Consider the following 19,127-nt stretch of genomic DNA (forward strand, 5'->3'; position numbering starts at 1 on the left):
CATTTATTTATTAGCAAATGCATCCAAAAGCACTTGGAATTCTTCATTGCTGAGCGTGATTCCCTTGCCCATCTTAGTGTGGTCAGGGCTCCAGGTACGGATATCATACTTGGCTGGTGCACCATTGAATGATACACGATTGAGTTCCTTAGTCCAGCCCTTATCATTTTCAGATAGGACCAAGAGTTTTTCTTCGATTTCAAATGTAAATTCTGCCATTTGTTACCTCCTTCACTTATTTGTTCGAAAAAACTTGTCATTTTTGCGAAAATTGGATACTATAATTATAGCAAGTTTGAAAGGATAATGCCATGAAGAGATTTTTGGAAGTTATTTTAGAGCAGGTCAATATCTTTTTGGGCAATAGCAAAGCTCCTAAGACTATTGAGCCTGACAGCAAGGAAGAGATTAAGAACAATTTAGAACTAGCCCTCTACAAGAAAGCGGCCATTCATGTTATCTACAACGACCGCAGTTTTACAGGCGATATTGTCAAATACGATAAGGAACGCCAACGGATTATCATGAAAAATTTCAAACGTCGGGTAACCAGCATTATCAATATCCAAGATATTAAGAAAATCACCCTGGTTCCAGAAAGTGTGAAAAACTCCCAAAAACAAATAAAAGGCTGACATTCAGCCTTTTATTTTATGCTCTAATAGTCAATGACTGTCCATCTTCTTGGTAGAGGTTGATAAGACCTGACTTGCAGGCACGAATCATGTCACCAGGATAGATTTCACGGTCCAGCTTAATAGTTAAGAGTTCCATCGGCTTGTTGGCGCGGTCAATCTTTTCTCCATTTGAATCATGCAAGTCCTGAATAGTGGTTTCAAAGTGGCGGAAACCTGGTCCGTAAAACTCTACTTGGTCACCTTCGTTGATGACATTGCGTTGGCGAATGGTTGCAGTCATAGCATCCTTGTCAAAGGCCACTACTTCGGCGATAAATTTGTATTCTGGAATCTTACGGCGGGCACCGAAAAGCTGTTCGTTTTCGCTCGGTGGGCTGTAGTAGAAACCTGTCGCCAATTCCCGTTGAGCAACCTTCCACATTTCGTCAATCAAGTCTTGTTTGATCGCTTCAAACTTTTCTGGACTTTCTAGATAGGCATCGACCGCCGCCTTGTAGCAGTTAGTCACGGTTGACACGTAGTGGACAGATTTCATACGGCCTTCGATTTTCAGGCTATCGACCCCATTTTCAATCATATCTGGGATATGGTCAATCATGCACATATCCACCGCAGACATAGAGAACTCCTCTGGTATTTCCCCCTTAATGGAGCGACGTTCTTCGCCGAAAGGTAGGTCGTAGAGGTTGTACTTCCAACGGCAAGACTGGGAGCAGCCGCCACGGTTGGCATCGCGTTTGCTCATGTGGTTGGAGAGAACGCAACGACCTGAGTAGGAGATACACATGGCACCGTGAACAAAGGCTTCGATTTCAACATCTGTCCGTTTGCGGATTTCAGCCACCTCTTCCATGGTCACTTCGCGGGCTAAAACGACACGAGTCAAACCCAATTCCTTCCAGAACTCGAAGGTTTCATAGTTGGTCGATGAAGCCTGGGTGGACAGGTGGATCTCAAGACCAGGTGCTTCAGTGGCACAGATAACGATAAGGGCTGGATCGGACACGATAACGGCATCCAAACCCATATCCCGCAGTTCGCGGAACCAGGCTCCTGCTCCTTCTTCATTGCCTTCGTGAGTGACCATGTTGGCAGCCACATAGACCTTGGCGCCACGGGCGTGGGCATATTCAATCCCTTCCCGCATCTCGTCCATGGTAAAGTTACCAGCTCGGCTACGCAAACCATAGGCCTGACCACCGACAAAGACCGCATCAGCACCATAGTCAATGGCAACCTTTAATTTCTCCAAAGTCCCAGCAGGTGACAAGACCTCGGGACGCTTTAATGTTTTTGACATAATGTACAATCTCCTCTATTTGCAATATAGATGATTTATAAAAATGATAGGCAAATTTTCCAAGTGAGTTGGAAATCAAGCATATTCGCTCACACCAGTCAGATGGGGAATTTAGTGTTAAAAGACACAAATCAATAAAGTACAGTAAACTCTATTTAACCTTATTACGGTCAAATTCGTAGAAACCTGTATCCAAACCACGTTCAGCTGGGTGGAGTTTGCGTACCTGTTCATCCAAAAGGAAGGCCTGATCATAAGTAAATTCGCCTTTTTCAATCAAATCTCTTGCTTGAACAAAAAGCTTAGCAATTTCAACAAAATTTTGACCTGGGCAATAGATACCATCCAACTTCCAGTTACGATAGCCATGCTCATCTAATTCTGCCAATTTGGTCATCATATCAATGTCATTGTTAATAAAGATATGTGTGCCATGCTTGTCCTCAAAAATTGAATAGTGGCTATCTGGATCGCTCGGCTCAGCCAAGAAAAGACCACGTCCACGTGACAAGTCAGTTTCATCAGCCTTGGTAAAATTATAGTAATTCCGTAACAGGGTTCGCTTGGAATGGTGAATAACCGAAGCACCGTAAACCAAGATTTCCGCTGGAATTTCCAGATTTTTGGCAATGTCAAAGAGTTCCTCCGACGGAATTTCCCGTGCTAAAACGGCCTCAACAGCCCCATGGTCCTTCCAGAAGTTAATTTGGCGACTAGAAGTCACAAAGACAGAGGTATCGTAAATCAACTTAAAATTGTAACCATCTCGCTTGTTGACATAAAAAATACCTGTATCGCCTACAACTAAATAATCCACCTTGATTTCCTTCATCAAGTCCATAAATGGCTTGATGTTATCCATCATGTCTTGGTGCATAAGGGCGTTTGCGGCAACGGTCAGTTCCTTGCCTGCACCATGGACCAGCTCTGCTATTTCCCGTAACTCATCATAAGTAAAGTTTGTCGGAATACGAAGGGCATGGTCAGCTTCACCAACATAAATGCGATCAACCCCTGCCGCAAGCAGTTCCTTGACCTGTTCAATACTTTCAGCTGTTGCTGTAATGATAATTTTTCCCATAAAGATAATTATATCAAAAAGAGATATGTCTGGTAAGTCACCACCAGCATTTTAATGTTCAGACTTTTCTCATTTTTTCTTGTAACCATATTGTAATATTGCTGACATAAAATTTTATAAATGTTATGATATGCTTAAGAAGCAGAAAAGGAGACGATATGGCATTAAGACACTATCAGTCCCAAGAATACCAGTACGAAGAGTATATCCCGAAAGAGAAAAACACAACTGTTCAAGCCTATCAGGTAAAAAATGCAAAAAAAGAACGCATCAATGAACTCTTGTTCTTTGTGAATATTGTTCTATTTAGCCTAATTACAGTTATTGCTAGCTATATCTATCTAGCTTTAGATATCCCTGTTTTTCTTGCCCTCGCATTAGCAAGTGCTACAGGCCTCATCGGTTTTCGTTTGGTTCAAGTTGGACTTAAAAAAAGAATATCGAACAAAGTAAAAAAATAGGCAGAGAGTCATTCTCAGCCTTTTTTTATTTTCCTAAACTTTCCATGACCACCTGATAGATAGTCACCCTTGACCACAAAGAAGGGTCCACGGATTTCGCCAGCTAGTTTGGAGCCTTTGTAGGCACACCTGTCCTTTCAACTTCTTTAAAATTAACAGAATAAGGCATTCTTATCCTTTTTTAAAAAAAAAGCACCCGAAGGTGCTAGGTTAGGTTTCCCTACCAACTTCAGGTTCGAGGTAGGTAGAAAAATTCATTATGCGTTAAATGCTTCTGTTAATTGCGGTACAACCTGTTTCTTACGTGAAACTGTACCTGCTAGGAAGGCATGGTTGTTTTCCAACTTGAAGTTGAAGGCCGCTTCCACCTTATCCATGTTGCTACCAAGCGCAAGGATTTCAGAGTTTGAGTTAACGATGTCTGTAATCATCAAAACAAAGTCAGAGTAGCCATTTGCTGCTGATGCTGCTGTCATAGCTGCTTCGATTTCTGCTTGGCGTTCCAAGACTTCTGCAATATCCACTGTGTTGACTTGAGCTACACGGACGTCATTGCCGTTCAAACCAAAGGTTTTGGCATCGATGTCAATCAATTCTTCTGCTGACTTGCTGGCAAGGTTGGTTCCTGCTTTCAAAAGAGCCAAGCCGTATTCTTCCAAGTTCACACCAGCAATTTCTGCCAATTCAGCTGCTACTTGTGGATCTGTTGCGTGAGTGGTTGGTGATTTGAGCAAGAGGGTGTCTGAAATCAAACCTGATAGGAGAAGTCCAGCTACTTCTTTTGGAGGTGTTACTCCGTTTTCTTTGAAGGCACGATAAACGATTGATGATGCTGAACCTACTGGCTCCAAACGCATGTACAATGGGTTTGCAGTTTCAAAGTTTGCAACACGGTGGTGGTCAATAACAGCTGCCACTTCCACTTCCTTGATGTCTGCGATTGATTGTTGGAATTCATTATGGTCTGTCAAGATGACTTGACTAACACCTTCTGCTTTTGCAGACTCAACCACGCGCGGTGCAGTAACACCAAAATAGTCAAGCGCAAACGCTGTTTCTTCATTTGGCGTTCCAAGTGCAACTGCTTCCGCATCACGACCAAACACTTCACGCTCCAAGTGAGCCCAGCCGTATGAAGACGCAATGGCATCTGTATCAGGATTTTGGTGACCAAAAACTAAAAATTTAGACATGTCTACAACCTCATTTTTCTAATAATCTCCTACATTTTACCATAAATAGAAAGACTTGTGAACATGGACGGGTCCAGATTTGCCAAACCTTTTCAAAAATAGTAAGATAGAAGGTAGCAATACAAAAGGAGAAAGATATGAAATTTTCAGACTATACCTATGTCCGTCCCGATTATGAAGCCATCAAGGCTCAATTTACTGACCTAACCGACCAGTTAGCTCAAGCACGTGACTTGGAAACAACTCGCACACTTGTTGCAGATATTACCAAATTGCTCAGCTTGGTCGATACCCAGTACAATCTCTGGATGATCCGCCACACCATCGATATGAACGATGAGTTTTATAATGAAGAAACCAAGTTTTGGAATGAATATTCGCCACTTTTTGAAGAATTGACCACCAACTACTACCGTGTCATCGTCCAGACGCCTTACAAGGAAGAGTTGTCAGATATCTTGCCTAAAACCTTCTTCATGCTGGCTGAGAACAAGCTCAAAACCTTCTCATCAGACGTCATTCCATTACTGCAAAAAGAAAATGAATTATCTGATGAATACAGCAAACTGATTGCGGGTGCGGAGATTGATTTCCAAGGACAGACTTACAACTTGGCACAAATGGGGCCATTCGGTCAATCAACTGACCGCGAGGTCCGCAAGGCTGCTTCTGCTGCTACAACTGCCTTCTTCGAAAGCAAGGAAGCTGATTTCGACCGCGTTTACGATGAGTTGGTCAAGGTCCGCACGGAAATCGCCCACAAACTTGGCTTCAAGGACTACGTAGAATACGGCTATCTCAAGATGAACCGTTTTGATTACAATCGTGATATGGTCAAAGTTTACCGTGAGGAAATCCTCAAACATATCGTACCGATTGTACAAAATCTTCGTCAACGCCAAGCCAAACGCTTGCAGGTACCAAGCCTGAAACACTACGACCTCAATCTTGAGTTCTTAGACGGAAATGCTGTTCCTCAAGGTGACCCTGACTTTATCGTCAGCCAAGCCCAAGACATGTACCGCGAATTGTCCGCAGAAACAGGCGAGTTCTTCGACTTCATGGTGGAACACGAATTGCTTGATCTAGTTGCCAAAACTGGCAAGGATAGCGGTGGCTACTGCACCTATATCCCTGATTTCAAGAGCCCATTTATCTTCTCCAACTTCAACGGAACCAGCGGTGATATTGATGTCTTGACCCACGAAGCAGGTCATGCTTTCCAAGTCTATCGTTCGCGTTGGATTCAAAGTCCAGAAGTTGTCTGGCCAACCTACGAAACCTGTGAAATCCATTCCATGTCTATGGAATTTATGACCTGGCCGTGGATGGACCGTTTCTTCAAGGAACAAGTTGATAAATATAAATTCAGCCACTTGGCTGGCACTCTACTCTTCTTGCCTTACGGTGTCTTGGTAGACCACTTCCAGCACGAAGTCTATGAACACCCCGAGATGACACCAGCAGAACGCAAGGCGACTTGGAAGAAACTCCAAGACCTCTACTTGCCAGACCGTGATTATTCTGAGTCAGAAGCCCTCAACCGTGGTATCTTCTGGTACCGTCAGGGGCATATTTTTGCCAGCCCATTCTACTACATCGACTATACCTTGGCTCAAGTCTGTGCCCTTCAATTCTGGAAACGCACGCAGGTGGACCACGATGAAACAGCTTGGGCAGACTACATCCGCATCTGTGATTTGGGTGGCACCAAGTCCTTCTTGCAAGTGGTTGAAGCCGCAAACCTCCAATCACCGTTCAAAGAAGGTGCCCTTGAAAGCACAGCCAAGGCTGCTGCCGATTGGTTAAATGCAGTTAAGGATGACGAACTATAAAAGGCTCTTTGTCAACTGTAGTGGGTAGATGAAAAGCTAACACCTAGAGAGGACGAAGTTCGTTCTCTCTTTCTTTATGTTCAAAGCAATCAAAATACGTTTTTTAAAATTTTCAAAGTTCCTGAAACCAAAGGCATTTCTTTTAATGACTTTGATGAGATTGTTGGTAGCTTCCAGTTTGGCGTTCGAATAAGGCAATTCCATGGCGTTTAAAACCTTTTCTTTATCCTTTAGAAATGTCTTAAATACCGTCTGGAAAATAGGATTAACATTGGCTATTTCCTGTTCGATAAGGTCAAAGAAATGATCTGAGTTTTTCTCTTGGAAATGGAACAAGAGAAGCTGATAGAGTTCATAGTGCTGTCGTAGTTCCTCTGAAAAAGACAGTAGTTTTTCTAGGATTTCCTTGTTAGTCAAGTGCATGCGAAACATAGGGCGATAAAATCGTTTATCGCTGAGTTTACGGCTATCTTGTTGTATCAATTTCCAGTAGCGTTTCAAGGACCGGTATTCCTGCGATTTTCTGTCGAATTGATTCATAATTAGAATACGAACGCGGTTCATAGCACGGCTAAGGTGCTGCACAATGTGAAAGCGGTCCAGAACAATCTTGGTGTTTGGAAATAGCTGTCTAGCCAATTTGTAGTAAGGACTAAACATATCCATGGTAATGACTTTGACTTGATTTCTAACCTTTCTAGGATAGCGTAGAAAGTGGTTTCGGATGGTTGCTTGTGTTCTTCCGTCTAGAATAGTTATGACATTTAGGGAGTTGAAATCTTGAGCGATAAAGCTCATTTTCCCCTTTTTGAAGGCATACTCATCCCAGCTCATCACCTCAGGTAAGGTATTCCAATCTGTTTCAAACTTGAACTCATTAAGCTTTCTCATAACTGATGAGGTTGAGATAGATAGCCTGTGTGCAATATGTGTCATTGCTTGATTTTCGATGAGTAATTGAGCAATCTTCTGGTTAACAGCGACGGAGATTTGGTGGTTCTTCTTGACAAGAGGAGTTTCAGCGACCGCTATTTTTCTGCAATCTTTACACTTGAAGCGACGCTTTCTAAGTCGGATAAGCAAGGGATAACCAGCAGTTTCTAGGTAGGGAATTTTGGAGGGTTTTTGGAAGTCGTATTTTGCCATTTGTCCCTTGCAGGAGGGACATTTAGGGGCTGTATAATCCAAATGACCATGAAGTTCTAAGTGAGTTCCCATATCATATTCATTAGAGATAGTGATATTTTTGTCTTTAATTCTGAGAAGATTTGTGATAAGATTTAGTTGTTCCATATGAGTCTTTCTAATGTGAGTTTGGTTGCTTTTCATTATAGGCCATATGGGACTTTTTTTCTACAATCAAAAAGACTCCATAATATCCATAGAGGATTTACCCACTACAGATATTATAGAGCCCTATAAAAGACAAAAATCTGAATGAGATTCAAACTCATTCAGATTTTTTTGCTTTGACAAATTCGATGTACTTATCCCCAAAAACTTCAATTTGCTCCAAAACCAACTTAAATTCCTGACCAATCTCGCTCAGTTCATATTCCACTTTTGGCGGAACCTGTGCATAAACCTTCCGAGTGATTAAACCATCATCCTCCAATTGACGTAACTGCTTGGTAAGGGTTGCTTGGGAAATCCCTGTCAATCGACGGTGCATTTCATTAAACCGAATGGGACCTTCTTCGATATGATGTAGTAATAAGATACTCCATTTCCCAGATAAGACACTCTGAGTGGTCACAAAAGGACACTCCGGAACCGTATGTTGTGTGAAAGTTGCCATAAATTCTCCTTTATTTTCCCTTGATACTACACATTACTTCACAAAAAGATAGTGACTATTCAAAAAAATCGTACTTGTAATATTTTTAGTACCTGATACAATAATACCATAAACTGCGAGAGCAGGAAAGAAAAAATTGTTAGAGGTATAACATCATGAAAAACATTCTATTTATCGTTGGTTCACTACGTGAAGGTTCATTCAACCACCAAATGGCTAAACAGGCTGAAAGCATCTTATCAGGGCAAGCAACTGTAACTTACCTTGATTATAAGGATATTCCGCTTATGAACCAAGATCTTGAAACACCAGTCTTGCCAGCTGTCCAAGCTGCACGCGATGCGATTATGGCTGCAGATGCTATCTGGATTTTCTCACCAGTTTACAACTTTGCTATTCCAGGCACAGTGAAAAACTTGATTGACTGGCTCAGCCGTGCCCTAGACTTGTCAGAAACACGTGGCCCATCTGCACTACAAGATAAAATTGTTACTGTATCATCTGTTGCCAATGCTGGACATGAGCCAATGTTCGCTAGCTACCATGCACTCCTACCATTTGTTCGTATGCAAGTTGTAGGTGAGTTTACAGGGACTACCGTCAACCCAGAAGCATGGGGAAATGGACAGTTGGTATTGTCAGAGGAAGCCATCGCTGGGCTGCAAGCTCAAGCTCAAGCTTTGTTAGAAGCTTAGACTCTACAGGTCAATATACATCCTTCTATGACCTTTATCGAGTTGAAGATGATAAAATTGCAGAACTCTGGGATGTTGTTGTACCAATCGAGGAAGATTCCAAAACTTCCAATAGCAATGGTAAATTCTAATCAAAACCAAGAAATCGAAAAGAAAGAAATTTAATATGAAACTATATTACATCATCGATGCTTATTGTGGTTGGACCTACGGCTTTAACCACATTTTCACAAAATTCATGCAAGACCATCCTGACATAGAAATAGAGGTCATTAACGGAGGCTTGTTTGTCGGAGATAACAAAAAGAAAATGGTTGATTTCCAGCAGGCACAGACCATCAACAAACAAATCGAAAGCTATTACCAAATGTCTTTTGGCGATAACTACAATCAATTGTTTAAGGATAAGGACTTTACCATGGACTCCCTTGGTCCTGCTAGAGCCTACTCAGTCTTGAAAAACTATGTTGAGACATCTAACCATGCTCAACTAACATTAGACATTCAAGCCTTATTTTTTGAAGATGGGTTAGACCTCAATCAAGCAGATAGTTACACCAGCCTAATTGGTACCTATCAGTTACCTACAAAGGCTATGGAAGAACTATCAAGCATCTTGAATCAACCAGAAAATCTACACCCAGACTTTATCAAGGCTTATGAAATGGGGGTAACCTCTTTCCCAACCTTGTTACTCGAAAAAGACGGAAACTTCTTTAATCTTATCAATAAAGTTCGCACAGTAGACGATTTGGAAAAAAATTTCCAAACAGCTATTACGCAATAGAAAGGGCAACTATTTATGGAAAAACATTATAAGCTACAAAATGGAACAGAATTGCACATCTTTACAAATGACGAATCAAGTTTTATGGTTACGGCGACCTTAATCATTAAAAATGGCAAGGCTCTCCTTGTAGGTTCAGGGTTTAAACAATCAGAAGGAGAGCGAATTGTTCGCTATCTGCAAGACGCGCAACTGACATTAGAAAAAATCTTTATCATTCAAGGGGATCCAGATTATTATTTTGCTCTTGAGCCTATCAAAAAATCATTCCCAGAAGCCATTGTCTATGCAACGTCTTATGTTATCGACCATATTTTAAAAACAGTATCGAAAAAATTACAGGTATGGGGAGACTCTTTAGGTGACCAAGCTCCTAAAAATATTATTTTACCAGCGCCCTTTCAAGAGTCTACATTAGAATTTGAAGGTGATAAATGGGAATTTTTCGGTAGTGAACCAAGTCAAATCAATCTTTGGAATGCAGAAACCAAAACCATTATTGGCGGTATCAATACCTTTAATCAAATTCACCTCTTCTTAGCAGATTCACAAACTACCGAGAAATTGAAAGCCTGGCAAGATCGATTAAAAGATATGAAGGCACTGGATGCCTCTCTCATTATTCCAGGTCATGCAGATAGTGAAGGTTCATTTGATTCTCAAGCACTTGATTTTTCAATTGCCTATATTGAAGTAGCAATCAAATTAAAAAAAGAAGTCAAGGACTCAGCTACTTTTGTCGCTAAAATGAAAGAAGAATTCCCTAATCTTCGTAACGAGGGAGTCTTGGAATTAAGTGCTAAAGTCTTAACAGGTGAAATACCATGGGGGTAATGTATGTCAAAAAATCAATTATATAAAAATATTTTAGAAGAAACTTATCTAGCTACTGCTCAAGGTCGAATAGAAGATTTCAAGAGCCATTTGGCTGCTGATGTCTCTTGGACAGAAGCTGCAGGCTTTCCCTATGCTGGTACCTATATCGGTCCAGATGCAGTGATTGAAAACGTCCATGCAAGACTAGGTTCTGAATGGACCAATTATAGTGCCACACCTGTTGATTACGCCTTTTCAGGAAACCGTGTCATGGTTTATGGCTACTACAAGGGAACCTACAACCTTACTCAGAAATCCTTTCAAGCAGACTTTGTCCATATTTACGATTTTAATGCTGAAAATAGAATTACACACTTTATCCAAATCGTAGATAGCGCACTTGTTGAGAAAGCTATGAGATAAAAATCAATTTTCAAAAGTCTATTCGTCACATATTCTTCACCAAAAGATACTAAGTAACTCGAAAATTCCTATAAATTGTATCAGAAAGCTAGGTATTCCCATGTACAATTCCAAATTTGAGCTGGGCCATGTTGCCCTCAATGTCCGCGATTTAGAACTACAAAGCCTATTTTACCAGCAGGTATTAGGCCTCCAAGTTCTGACTGAAAACTCTAAACAGATTGACCTAGGAGTTGGAAAAAACATCCTTATTCGACTTATTCAAACAGAGCAGAAAGGTGAAGTTAGCCACAGCTACGGACTCTACCACTTGGCCATTGTCCTACCTAGCCGAGAGGACCTAGGGAGCATTTTCCGCCACTTTATCGACAATAAGATTCCCCTCCAAGGCGCCAGCGACCACGGTTACAGCGAAGCCATTTACCTAGCCGACACCGAAGGTAACGGCATCGAAATTTACCGCGACCTGCCTCAAGACAATTGGGATGTCCGCCCAGACGGCCGCATCGTCGGCATTACTGAGCCTATGGATGCTGAAACGATCTATGCTTTAGGGAAAAAAGCTGACGCAGCCTATCAGATGCCAGCTGGCAGTCGCATGGGTCATGTCCATCTATCTGTCCGAGAAAGCTCCGCTTCAAGCCGATTCTACCAAGAAGTCCTAGCTATCGAGGATAAATTCTCGGTCCCATCTGCAGCCTGGCTAGCCTCAGGCGACTACCATCACCACCTAGCAGTCAACGAATGGGGAGGAAAAGAACTACAGACGCGAACTGAAGGCATGCCTGGACTTGCCTACTACACAGTCATCTACTCTAGCCCAGCAGACTTCGAAGCAACCCTAGAACGTGCCTCCGCCGCAAACTTAAAGATAGAAAGAATGGATAGTTCTGCAGCCTTTGTCGATGTGGATGGTATCAAAACTAAGCTTGTTTTAGAATAATACGAAAAGGAAGTATCTAGCACTTCCTTTTCTTTGTTTATTTGATTAAACCAAGATCGTATTTCATTCCTAAAATACGTTTGACGGATTGGTCAAGCCGCTCCTCTGTAATGGTTCCAGCCTTCACTTGTTCCACAATATAAGGAATTTGACTAGCATAGCTCGAAGATAAAATCATATCTGTCCCAGCCTGAATAGTCTGCAAGGCACCCGAATTTTGATCAACGAATTGCGATAGACCTAGCATATCAAAGTCATCGGTCATAATAACCCCTTCAAAACCAAGTTCATTCCGAAGAATATTATTGATTTCAGGTGAAACGGAAGACGGGACATCATCAATGGCAGGGACGATATTGTGACTGACCATGATGGAGTCTGCCCCCGCTTCAATTCCAGCCTTAAAGGGAAGAAAATCATTGGCTCGTAATTCTTCTAAACTACGATTGTCATAGACCAAATCTGTATGTGAATCAGCATTGTTCCCATAGCCTGGGAAATGTTTCAAAGTCGAAGCAAATTGCTCTTGTTTCAGTAGCTGGACCTCTTGGCTGATATAAGTGGATGTTGTAGCAGCATCTTGACCAATAGTCCGATCATAAATAAATGACCATGGATCTGTGGATAAGTCCGCAACTGGAAAGAAACCGGCATGAATACCTATCCCTTTCAAAAGCCTGGTTTTGTACTTGCTATCTTCTAAAACAGCCTCCAGCCCCCCTGACTGATACAATTCCAAGGGGGAGGCAAAGGGAGTTTCTAATAACTGACTAACCCGCGTTACCGTCCCACCTTCTTCATCAGAAGCCATTAAAAGTGGTAGCTTAGAATTGGCTTGATAACTTGCAACGTCTTCCTTAACTTGTTCTAAGGTCTTTCCTTCAAAGTCCCGTGAAAATAAGATATAGCCACCAAAGTGATAGGAAGCAAGATCCTCTAATTGATTTTCAGCAGGTATACGTGCAAAAATCATCTGACCAACTTTTTCTTCTAGGGTCATTTGTTGTAGGTAATCAGAGATCCGCTTGTCTTTGATAGAAACCTCTTGAACAGGCACAAAAGAAGGACTGTTGCTGGACTGTCCTTCTCTTTTATTAAATACATAATATGCTAAGGATGCACAGACCGCAATCAACAAACATGCCAAAAGCGGTCCGACTACACCTAGACTTTTATTTACTCTAGCTCTACGCACTACTATCCCTTTATTCGATTCATATAGTCTTGATAGGATTCGGTTTCCATCAAGTTCTTAGCGTTTAAAACGCGTTCCTTACTTGGTGGCTTGGTCCCTTCAAGTGGATAAGGTCTACCCAGCTCACGCCACTTAAATTCTCCAAGATTATGGTAAGGCAAGACTTCAAAACGCTCCACATTGTTCAAGGTTTTGACAAATTTTCCCAATTCAACCAAGTCTTCATCTCGGTCTGTCAATCCAGGGACCAAAACATGACGAATCCAAACTGGCTTACCAATATCCGACAAATAACGAGCGCACTCTAAAATAGTCTTATTGCTATGCCCCGTTACAATACGGTGCTGGTCTGGATTGATTTCCTTAATATCCAAGAGTACCAAATCTGTCACTTCCATCAAGCGATTGTATTTTTCCAGATAACGCTCGGTCGAACGGAAGGTCAGAGCACAGGTGTCCAAGGTTGTGTGGATGCCTTTTTCTTTGGCCAGGGTAAAGAGGGCAATCAAAAAGTCAATTTGGATAGTGGCCTCACCACCTGACACAGTGATTCCCCCCTCTTTTCCCCAGAACATACGAAAGCGCAGGGCTTCATTGAGCACATCTTCTGCAGTCCGCTCAGTGGCAGATGGATTGACCAAATCCCAAGTATCTGGGTTATGGCAATACTGACAGCGCATGTGGCAGCCTTGCATAAAGACTACAAAACGTACACCCGGTCCATCTACCGAACCAAAACTTTCTGTTGAATGAACCAAGCCTGTGACTTTACGATAATCTATTTCTGTCATAATCTCACCTTTACAAATTATTACATCTAGTATAACACAAAAATGAAAACGCTACTATACTTGTAGTTTATTGTTTTTAACTAACTATTTGAATTGCTATGAAAAACCAGCTCCCCTTCGGGCAACTGGTCTTAGCCTATTCTTTTTCGTTTTCCTCTTCAAGAGTAGTCTTCATCATTTTAAGCTTGGTCACCCGACCATTTTTCACCTTATCATTGATAAAGACTAAGTGATGGTCCTTACTGTCCACTTCAAAGGTCACCTTTTCTTCCTGGCTTGGAATAGTGCCGACTCCGGTCAAATAATAACCTGCAATGGTATCAACATCATCACTTTCTAGCTCTGTATCAAAATGCTCGTTGAAGTCATTCAGAGTCATATTCCCTTGGACAATATAGGTATTTTCAGCAATTTCACGAACAAAAATTTCCGTTTTATCCGTTTCATCATCAATTTCCCCAACAATTTCTTCCAACAAATCTTCTAAAGTGACCAGACCAGCAACCCCACCATATTCGTCCAGCAAGATAGCCATTTGGTTTTGGGTATTGCGCAAGGATTTTAACAAATCATCCACGAAAATGGTTTCTGGAACAAAGAGAGGCTCCTGCATAATACGACGGATATTGAGATTGTCGAAACCATTGCTAAAGGCTTCAGACAAGATTTTTTTGGTATGAATCAAACCAATGATATTATCCTTATCGCCATCATAAACTGGAATTCGAGAAAAATTCTGTTTGAGAATGGCCGCCATAATGGTTTCCGTATCGTCTTCAATATCGACCATGAAGGCATCCGTACGGGGAACCATGACTTCACGCGCCATCAGCTCATCCAAGGAGAATACACCTTGCAACATCTCGATTTCTTCCGCATCCAAAGTCTGCTCGCTCTTGGTCAAGATATATTCAATCTCATCCCGGGTCATCTGCTCGTCCGCATCGTCAAAATTCATGGGTGTAATGCGGCTGATGAGATTGGTCGCGGCTGATAAGAGCCAAACGAAAGGACTAACAATCTTCCCTAGGAAAATAATCACTGGCGCCGTAACAACTGCCAGATTTTCCTTCATATTCATGGCAATCCGCTTGGGATATAGTTCACCCAGTACGATAGATACAAAGGTCAACATCGCTAAAGCCAACCAGTAACCAGCAGTTTGAGCTGTTGTTGAATTACCCATCCACTTGGCAAAAACAGCACCTAAATCATTGGCCAAGCTGGCACCCGAAAGGATAGAAATAAAGGTAATTCCGACCTGAATAGTAGAAAGGAAATTATTGGGATTTTCTAAAACTTGCAGTAAGCGAATATACTTCTTCTCACCCTCAGCTGCCTTTTGCTCCACCCGTGAACGATTAAGGGAAACAAGGGCCATTTCTGAAGCTGAAAAGAAGGCATTGAGCAAGGTCAACAATAAAAGTAATAATAATTGTAAATGAATGGTCTGACTACCAGGGTCTTCCATGATATTCTCCTATAATAAAATCTATAACATTCCCATTATACCATATTCTTTTCATTTTGGTATAATCGAGGTGACATTCGCCAAAAATATCTGTAAATCTACACTTCTGTGATAAAATAGTCAAAAAGAAAAGCGAGGTCCGTATGATTTTATCCATGAAAGAACTGTCCTACAAAAGACAGGGGAAGTACCTATTAAAAGACATCAACTGGGAATTTAAAAAAGGGGAGCGTTGGGCTATTTTAGGCCTTAACGGTGCTGGAAAATCAACACTGCTGCGCATATTGATGGCAGAGTTTTGGAAGACATCTGGCGAGTTGACTGTTCTGGGAGTGGAATTTGGTAAGGGTGATATTCCCGGCCTGCGCACTAAGATTGGTGTGGTCGGCTCCTTTTTGGCAGAACGATTTCCAATTGACTTGACGGCAGAGCAAATCGTCCTGACTGGAAAATACAAATCCTCCATCCTCTACCGTGAGTACGGGCAAGCTGAGCTAGACCAGGCTATTGAAATGCTGAAAACAATCAAGGCTGACCACTTGATTGGCAGGACCTATGCCAGTTTATCACAAGGCGAGCGCCAACTGCTACTCATCGCCCGCAGTTTGATGGAAGAACCTGCTATTTTGATTTTAGACGAAGCAACTGTGGGCTTGGATTTACTTGCTCGCGAACGCCTGCTCCATCATATTGACCAGATCTGCCAACTCCCAACGGCTCCTGCCATTATCTATGTGACCCATCACGCAGAGGAAATCACTGACAACTTTACCCATGTCCTCCTGCTCAAAGATGGCAAGGTCTTGGCACAGGGACCAAAACAAGACATTTTAACCCCTGAACTCCTCAGCGATTTTTATGGCAATCAGGTGGAATTGATTGACTTGGGTGAGGGAAGATTGTTCATTAAGCCCATATTATAAAAAAATCCAGCCTAGTTTGAGCTGGATTTTAATCGTTCCACCATGACCAAAAATGGTGGGGTATTGATTTGATTGAGTGGTTTATAGAGCATGGCTGTAAAAACGGTCTGGTCTAGCTGGCTGATAAAATCTAAAACCGCATCCTTCTCAAGAGCTCCGCCCTCGTGACCATAGTAAACCATGATGGCTAAGCGACCGCCAACAACAAGACGGTCAAGGACTTTTTCGATGGCCTGAAGAGTAGTTGCAGGCAGGGTAATGACTGATTTATCCGCCGAAGGTAGATAGCCCAGATTGAAAATGGCTGCCTTGCATTCATCTACATACTGGTCTAAATTTTCGTGCCCAGTCAAAACTAATTGGGCATTGGTCAAGCCAGCTTGTTCTAGTTTTTCAGCCGTTGTGGTCAGGGCTTGTTCCTGAATATCAAAGGCCACAACTTTTCCTGCTCGCTGGGCTAAAAATAGCGTGTCATGGCCATTTCCCATGGTCGCATCGACCGCTAGGTCCTGGTCAGTTAAAATCTCGTCTAAAAAGGCATGGGCCATGTGTAAAGGTCTAAGCATTTTCACTCCTTAAGCTAATAATCTTACATAATATTCGGTCAAGGTGGCTTCGTCCACCTTTTTGCGTTGCTGCAACCACCAGCTGACCGTCTCCACAAAAGTGGTCACAACAAAATGTACCAGCAAATCCTCTGGAAGATTCCCCTTGTCCTGCATGTAGTCTTCAACCACTTTTGGAAAAATGTCGTGTTTCAGCTCCGCTTCCAGTTCTCTTAGAAAATAGGCATTGCGGGACAATAAAAGGCTGGCAACTCGGTCTTGATTGGTCCGAAAGTGTTTGAAAATATGGGCCAACAAGGTCTTCACATCCGCATCTTCACGACCTGTAAATAAGTGGTGAAAGAGGTCATGACAAAGTTCTTCCAAAAGAGCCTCTTTACTGGCATAGTGAGCATAGAAAGTGGAACGCCCCACATCTGCCAGGTCAATAACATCCTGCACGCGCATGTCATCATAACCTTTATCATTTAATAAGGTCAAAAAAGCCTGAAAAATAGCTCTTTTTGTTTTTGCAATTCGTCTATCCATTTTTCGTACATTTCAAACAATTTGTTCAGAAAAAGACAAACCGTTTCTCTTGTTTCTAGTTTTTCGGCTCATTACAGTACATAATAAACCTATAAACAGTATAACACAGAAAGGGAATCTCATGTCATCTTCTAAAAATACATTTATCGCTTTTCTCCTCAATCTCAGCTTTTCTATCATCGAGTTTATCTTTGGTTGGATCTTTGGTTCCAGTGCCATCTTAGCAGATGCTGTTCATGATTTGGGTGACGCCCTCGCCATCGGAAGCTCTGCCATCATGCAAACCTATGCCAACAAACCTGCTGACAAGAACTATCCTTTTGGCTACAAGAGATGGAATATTTTGGCCGCTCTATTGACTTCTAGTATTCTGATTATCGGCTCCAGCTTGATCCTTGTAGAAAACATTCCCAATCTTTTCCATCCCAACCCTGTCAATCAAGATGGGATGTTAGTCCTCGGCATTATCGCTATCATCATCAATTTACTCGCTTCCCGTATTGTAAAAAATGGCCATAGCCATAATGAATCCATTCTCAGCTTGCACTTTTTAGAGGATATTTTGGGATGGCTGGCGGTCATCCTTGTTTCCATCATTCTTCAATTCACTGATTGGTACTTTCTAGACCCACTCCTCTCACTCGGTATTGCTATCTTCATCCTCTCCAAAGCCCTGCCAAAAGCCTGGAATAGTGTCAAGATTCTACTTGAAACAAGTCCGCAAGAAGTAAATCTTGAAGAAGTGAAAGAAATTCTCCTTGCTCTTGAAAATGTTCACGAAATCACTCAACTGAATGTCTGGACCATGGATGGATATGACCATTGTGCGACAGTGACGGTCAAACTAACAAATCCTGCTGTAGCAGACAAGACCAAAGCAAAAATACGGAATTCTCTCATCACCTTTGGCATTGTCCAAAGCACCATCGAAATTTTGTAAAAAAATTTTTTAAAAATATCTCATTTTCCTCTCCCATTTGCGAATAAATAGGTATGAAGACAATTATCCTATTTTTCCTGGGAGCTTCTATCGGCTCCTTCCTGGGATTGGTCATCGACCGTTTCCCTGAACAGTCCATTATCGCCCCATCTAGTCACTGCAATGCCTGCAAACGACGGCTCAAGGCTTGGGATTTAGTTCCTATTATTTCTCAGCTTTCCACAAAATCTAAATGCCGTTACTGCAAGGCGAAAATTCCTTATTGGTATCTGGGACTGGAATTCTTAGCTGGTCTATTAGTCCTGCTCTGCCATTTTCATATCCTATCCATAGCTGAAACTATTCTTATCTTAGCCGGGTTGGTCTTGACCATTTACGACATCAAGCATCAGGAATATCCCTTCGCTGTCTGGCTACTTTTTACTTTTGTTGCCCTCATTCTCTCCCAGCTCAACTGGCTTTTCTGTGGCTTTTTGCTCCTGGCCTATCTGACTGAAAAATGGCAACTCAATATCGGTTCTGGCGATTTTCTCTATCTGGCAAGTCTGTCACTTTTGTTTGGCTTTACAGAAATTATCTGGATTATTCAACTTAGTTCCATTTTAGGACTGGCTATCTTTTTCATCTTTAAACCCAAATCCCTCCCCTATGTACCTTTTTTATTCCTTGCCAGCCTGATTATCAATATCACTCTCTAAATCGAGCCTAGCTCGATTTTTTTGGTATAATAGAAGGAATAAAGG

At 41.9% G+C, this 19,127-nt stretch carries 22 protein-coding genes; 11 read left to right on the plus strand and 11 right to left on the minus strand.

Features of this window, described 5'->3' with window-relative positions:
- Positions 1-3: 3 nt before the first annotated feature.
- Complete coding sequence (locus PW252_RS08625; RefSeq protein WP_004194749.1) at positions 4-219, minus strand: YdbC family protein; 216 nt, start codon at positions 217-219, stop codon at positions 4-6.
- A 92-nt stretch (positions 220-311) separates the two neighbouring features.
- Between PW252_RS08625 and PW252_RS08630 the strand changes: the two genes are divergently transcribed.
- A complete protein-coding gene (locus PW252_RS08630; protein ID WP_248045302.1) occupies positions 312-635 on the plus strand; it encodes a hypothetical protein in 324 nt (107 codons plus the stop codon).
- A 16-nt stretch (positions 636-651) separates the two neighbouring features.
- Here PW252_RS08630 and PW252_RS08635 read toward each other — a convergent pair whose 3' ends face one another.
- The gene (locus PW252_RS08635) at positions 652-1,938 is read right to left on the minus strand and encodes a peptidase U32 family protein (protein ID WP_105113556.1); all 1,287 of its coding nucleotides are present in this window, start codon (positions 1,936-1,938) and stop codon (positions 652-654) included.
- A 151-nt stretch (positions 1,939-2,089) separates the two neighbouring features.
- On the minus strand, positions 2,090-3,019 hold the full coding sequence (locus PW252_RS08640) for a peptidase U32 family protein (protein ID WP_105113555.1): 930 nt from the start codon (positions 3,017-3,019) through the stop codon (positions 2,090-2,092).
- A 158-nt stretch (positions 3,020-3,177) separates the two neighbouring features.
- Between PW252_RS08640 and PW252_RS08645 the strand changes: the two genes are divergently transcribed.
- On the plus strand, positions 3,178-3,480 hold the full coding sequence (locus PW252_RS08645) for a DUF3270 domain-containing protein (protein ID WP_248051524.1): 303 nt from the start codon (positions 3,178-3,180) through the stop codon (positions 3,478-3,480).
- A gap of 257 nt (positions 3,481-3,737) precedes the next feature.
- Here the strand turns inward: PW252_RS08645 and PW252_RS08650 are convergent, their stop codons facing one another.
- On the minus strand, positions 3,738-4,673 hold the full coding sequence (locus PW252_RS08650; RefSeq protein ID WP_248051522.1) for a manganese-dependent inorganic pyrophosphatase: 936 nt from the start codon (positions 4,671-4,673) through the stop codon (positions 3,738-3,740).
- A 137-nt stretch (positions 4,674-4,810) separates the two neighbouring features.
- Between PW252_RS08650 and PW252_RS08655 the strand changes: the two genes are divergently transcribed.
- Positions 4,811-6,508 (plus strand): M3 family oligoendopeptidase, encoded by a 1,698-nt coding sequence (locus PW252_RS08655; protein WP_248051521.1) that lies wholly within the window; start codon positions 4,811-4,813, stop codon positions 6,506-6,508.
- A gap of 36 nt (positions 6,509-6,544) precedes the next feature.
- Here PW252_RS08655 and PW252_RS08660 read toward each other — a convergent pair whose 3' ends face one another.
- Positions 6,545-7,801, minus strand: coding sequence for an ISL3 family transposase (locus PW252_RS08660; protein ID WP_316716633.1), 1,257 nt, complete (start codon positions 7,799-7,801; stop codon positions 6,545-6,547).
- A 157-nt stretch (positions 7,802-7,958) separates the two neighbouring features.
- A complete protein-coding gene (locus PW252_RS08665) occupies positions 7,959-8,306 on the minus strand; it encodes a winged helix-turn-helix transcriptional regulator (RefSeq protein ID WP_029998204.1) in 348 nt (115 codons plus the stop codon).
- Positions 8,307-8,461: 155 nt separating this feature from the next.
- On the opposite strand from PW252_RS08665, the gene PW252_RS08670 reads away from it, so the two are divergent.
- The 5 genes from PW252_RS08670 (at position 8,462) to PW252_RS08690 (ending at position 11,970) form a co-directional block, all read left to right on the plus strand.
- Positions 8,462-9,001: an NADPH-dependent FMN reductase gene (locus tag PW252_RS08670; RefSeq protein ID WP_172067786.1), complete on the plus strand. Its 540-nt coding sequence runs from the start codon at positions 8,462-8,464 to the stop codon at positions 8,999-9,001.
- Between the two features lie 166 nt (positions 9,002-9,167).
- A complete protein-coding gene (locus PW252_RS08675) occupies positions 9,168-9,788 on the plus strand; it encodes a thioredoxin domain-containing protein (RefSeq protein WP_248049397.1) in 621 nt (206 codons plus the stop codon).
- Positions 9,789-9,803: 15 nt separating this feature from the next.
- Positions 9,804-10,622 carry an MBL fold metallo-hydrolase gene (locus PW252_RS08680; RefSeq protein WP_248049395.1) on the plus strand — a complete coding sequence of 273 codons (819 nt, stop codon included), beginning with the start codon at positions 9,804-9,806 and terminating at the stop codon, positions 10,620-10,622.
- 3 nt (positions 10,623-10,625) lie between these two features.
- Positions 10,626-11,027 carry a nuclear transport factor 2 family protein gene (locus PW252_RS08685; protein WP_024380343.1) on the plus strand — a complete coding sequence of 134 codons (402 nt, stop codon included), beginning with the start codon at positions 10,626-10,628 and terminating at the stop codon, positions 11,025-11,027.
- Between the two features lie 100 nt (positions 11,028-11,127).
- Positions 11,128-11,970, plus strand: a complete 843-nt coding sequence (locus tag PW252_RS08690) for a VOC family protein (RefSeq protein ID WP_248049394.1) — start codon at positions 11,128-11,130, stop codon at positions 11,968-11,970.
- Positions 11,971-12,007: 37 nt separating this feature from the next.
- On the opposite strand, the gene PW252_RS08695 is transcribed toward PW252_RS08690, so the two are convergent.
- The 3 genes from PW252_RS08695 to PW252_RS08705 form a co-directional block, all read right to left on the minus strand.
- Positions 12,008-13,027 (minus strand): glycoside hydrolase family 3 protein, encoded by a 1,020-nt coding sequence (locus tag PW252_RS08695; protein ID WP_248049401.1) that lies wholly within the window; start codon positions 13,025-13,027, stop codon positions 12,008-12,010.
- 140 nt (positions 13,028-13,167) lie between these two features.
- The gene (gene pflA, locus PW252_RS08700) at positions 13,168-13,956 is read right to left on the minus strand and encodes a pyruvate formate-lyase-activating protein (RefSeq protein ID WP_398582944.1); all 789 of its coding nucleotides are present in this window, start codon (positions 13,954-13,956) and stop codon (positions 13,168-13,170) included.
- A 136-nt stretch (positions 13,957-14,092) separates the two neighbouring features.
- Complete coding sequence (locus PW252_RS08705; RefSeq protein ID WP_248049391.1) at positions 14,093-15,427, minus strand: hemolysin family protein; 1,335 nt, start codon at positions 15,425-15,427, stop codon at positions 14,093-14,095.
- A 143-nt stretch (positions 15,428-15,570) separates the two neighbouring features.
- On the opposite strand from PW252_RS08705, the gene PW252_RS08710 reads away from it, so the two are divergent.
- Positions 15,571-16,350: an ABC transporter ATP-binding protein gene (locus PW252_RS08710; protein WP_248045344.1), complete on the plus strand. Its 780-nt coding sequence runs from the start codon at positions 15,571-15,573 to the stop codon at positions 16,348-16,350.
- 11 nt (positions 16,351-16,361) lie between these two features.
- Here the strand turns inward: PW252_RS08710 and mnmM are convergent, their stop codons facing one another.
- Both mnmM and PW252_RS08720 read right to left on the minus strand, forming a co-directional pair.
- On the minus strand, positions 16,362-16,916 hold the full coding sequence (gene mnmM, locus PW252_RS08715; RefSeq protein WP_248045347.1) for a tRNA 5-(aminomethyl)-2-thiouridylate-methyltransferase MnmM: 555 nt from the start codon (positions 16,914-16,916) through the stop codon (positions 16,362-16,364).
- 9 nt (positions 16,917-16,925) lie between these two features.
- Positions 16,926-17,444 (minus strand): TetR/AcrR family transcriptional regulator, encoded by a 519-nt coding sequence (locus tag PW252_RS08720; protein ID WP_024378110.1) that lies wholly within the window; start codon positions 17,442-17,444, stop codon positions 16,926-16,928.
- A 121-nt stretch (positions 17,445-17,565) separates the two neighbouring features.
- On the opposite strand from PW252_RS08720, the gene PW252_RS08725 reads away from it, so the two are divergent.
- Both PW252_RS08725 and PW252_RS08730 read left to right on the plus strand, forming a co-directional pair.
- The gene (locus PW252_RS08725) at positions 17,566-18,384 is read left to right on the plus strand and encodes a cation diffusion facilitator family transporter (protein ID WP_105118682.1); all 819 of its coding nucleotides are present in this window, start codon (positions 17,566-17,568) and stop codon (positions 18,382-18,384) included.
- 53 nt (positions 18,385-18,437) lie between these two features.
- The gene (locus PW252_RS08730; protein ID WP_248049390.1) at positions 18,438-19,082 is read left to right on the plus strand and encodes a prepilin peptidase; all 645 of its coding nucleotides are present in this window, start codon (positions 18,438-18,440) and stop codon (positions 19,080-19,082) included.
- The last annotated feature ends 45 nt before the right edge of the window (positions 19,083-19,127 follow it).

It is taken from the genome of Streptococcus sp. 29887 (assembly GCF_032595075.1).
In the GTDB taxonomy this organism is placed as follows: domain Bacteria; phylum Bacillota; class Bacilli; order Lactobacillales; family Streptococcaceae; genus Streptococcus; species Streptococcus iners.

Bases quoted from the DNA above. Each gene is read 5' to 3' on its own strand.
- PW252_RS08725 (WP_105118682.1), top strand. From the start codon at position 17,566: ATGTCATCTTCTAAAAATACATTTATCGCTTTTCTCCTCAATCTCAGC.
- PW252_RS08660 (WP_316716633.1), bottom strand. From the start codon at position 7,801: ATGGAACAACTAAATCTTATCACAAATCTTCTCAGAATTAAAGACAAA.
- PW252_RS08635 (WP_105113556.1), bottom strand. From the start codon at position 1,938: ATGTCAAAAACATTAAAGCGTCCCGAGGTCTTGTCACCTGCTGGGACT.
- PW252_RS08675 (WP_248049397.1), top strand. From the start codon at position 9,168: ATGAAACTATATTACATCATCGATGCTTATTGTGGTTGGACCTACGGC.
- PW252_RS08730 (WP_248049390.1), top strand. From the start codon at position 18,438: ATGAAGACAATTATCCTATTTTTCCTGGGAGCTTCTATCGGCTCCTTC.
- PW252_RS08655 (WP_248051521.1), top strand. From the start codon at position 4,811: ATGAAATTTTCAGACTATACCTATGTCCGTCCCGATTATGAAGCCATC.
- pflA (WP_398582944.1), bottom strand. From the start codon at position 13,956: ATGACAGAAATAGATTATCGTAAAGTCACAGGCTTGGTTCATTCAACA.
- PW252_RS08625 (WP_004194749.1), bottom strand. From the start codon at position 219: ATGGCAGAATTTACATTTGAAATCGAAGAAAAACTCTTGGTCCTATCT.
- PW252_RS08680 (WP_248049395.1), top strand. From the start codon at position 9,804: ATGGAAAAACATTATAAGCTACAAAATGGAACAGAATTGCACATCTTT.
- PW252_RS08645 (WP_248051524.1), top strand. From the start codon at position 3,178: ATGGCATTAAGACACTATCAGTCCCAAGAATACCAGTACGAAGAGTAT.
- mnmM (WP_248045347.1), bottom strand. From the start codon at position 16,916: ATGCTTAGACCTTTACACATGGCCCATGCCTTTTTAGACGAGATTTTA.
- PW252_RS08705 (WP_248049391.1), bottom strand. From the start codon at position 15,427: ATGGAAGACCCTGGTAGTCAGACCATTCATTTACAATTATTATTACTT.
- PW252_RS08710 (WP_248045344.1), top strand. From the start codon at position 15,571: ATGATTTTATCCATGAAAGAACTGTCCTACAAAAGACAGGGGAAGTAC.
- PW252_RS08640 (WP_105113555.1), bottom strand. From the start codon at position 3,019: ATGGGAAAAATTATCATTACAGCAACAGCTGAAAGTATTGAACAGGTC.
- PW252_RS08630 (WP_248045302.1), top strand. From the start codon at position 312: ATGAAGAGATTTTTGGAAGTTATTTTAGAGCAGGTCAATATCTTTTTG.
- PW252_RS08670 (WP_172067786.1), top strand. From the start codon at position 8,462: ATGAAAAACATTCTATTTATCGTTGGTTCACTACGTGAAGGTTCATTC.
- PW252_RS08650 (WP_248051522.1), bottom strand. From the start codon at position 4,673: ATGTCTAAATTTTTAGTTTTTGGTCACCAAAATCCTGATACAGATGCC.
- PW252_RS08690 (WP_248049394.1), top strand. From the start codon at position 11,128: ATGTACAATTCCAAATTTGAGCTGGGCCATGTTGCCCTCAATGTCCGC.
- PW252_RS08685 (WP_024380343.1), top strand. From the start codon at position 10,626: ATGTCAAAAAATCAATTATATAAAAATATTTTAGAAGAAACTTATCTA.
- PW252_RS08665 (WP_029998204.1), bottom strand. From the start codon at position 8,306: ATGGCAACTTTCACACAACATACGGTTCCGGAGTGTCCTTTTGTGACC.
- PW252_RS08720 (WP_024378110.1), bottom strand. From the start codon at position 17,444: ATGGATAGACGAATTGCAAAAACAAAAAGAGCTATTTTTCAGGCTTTT.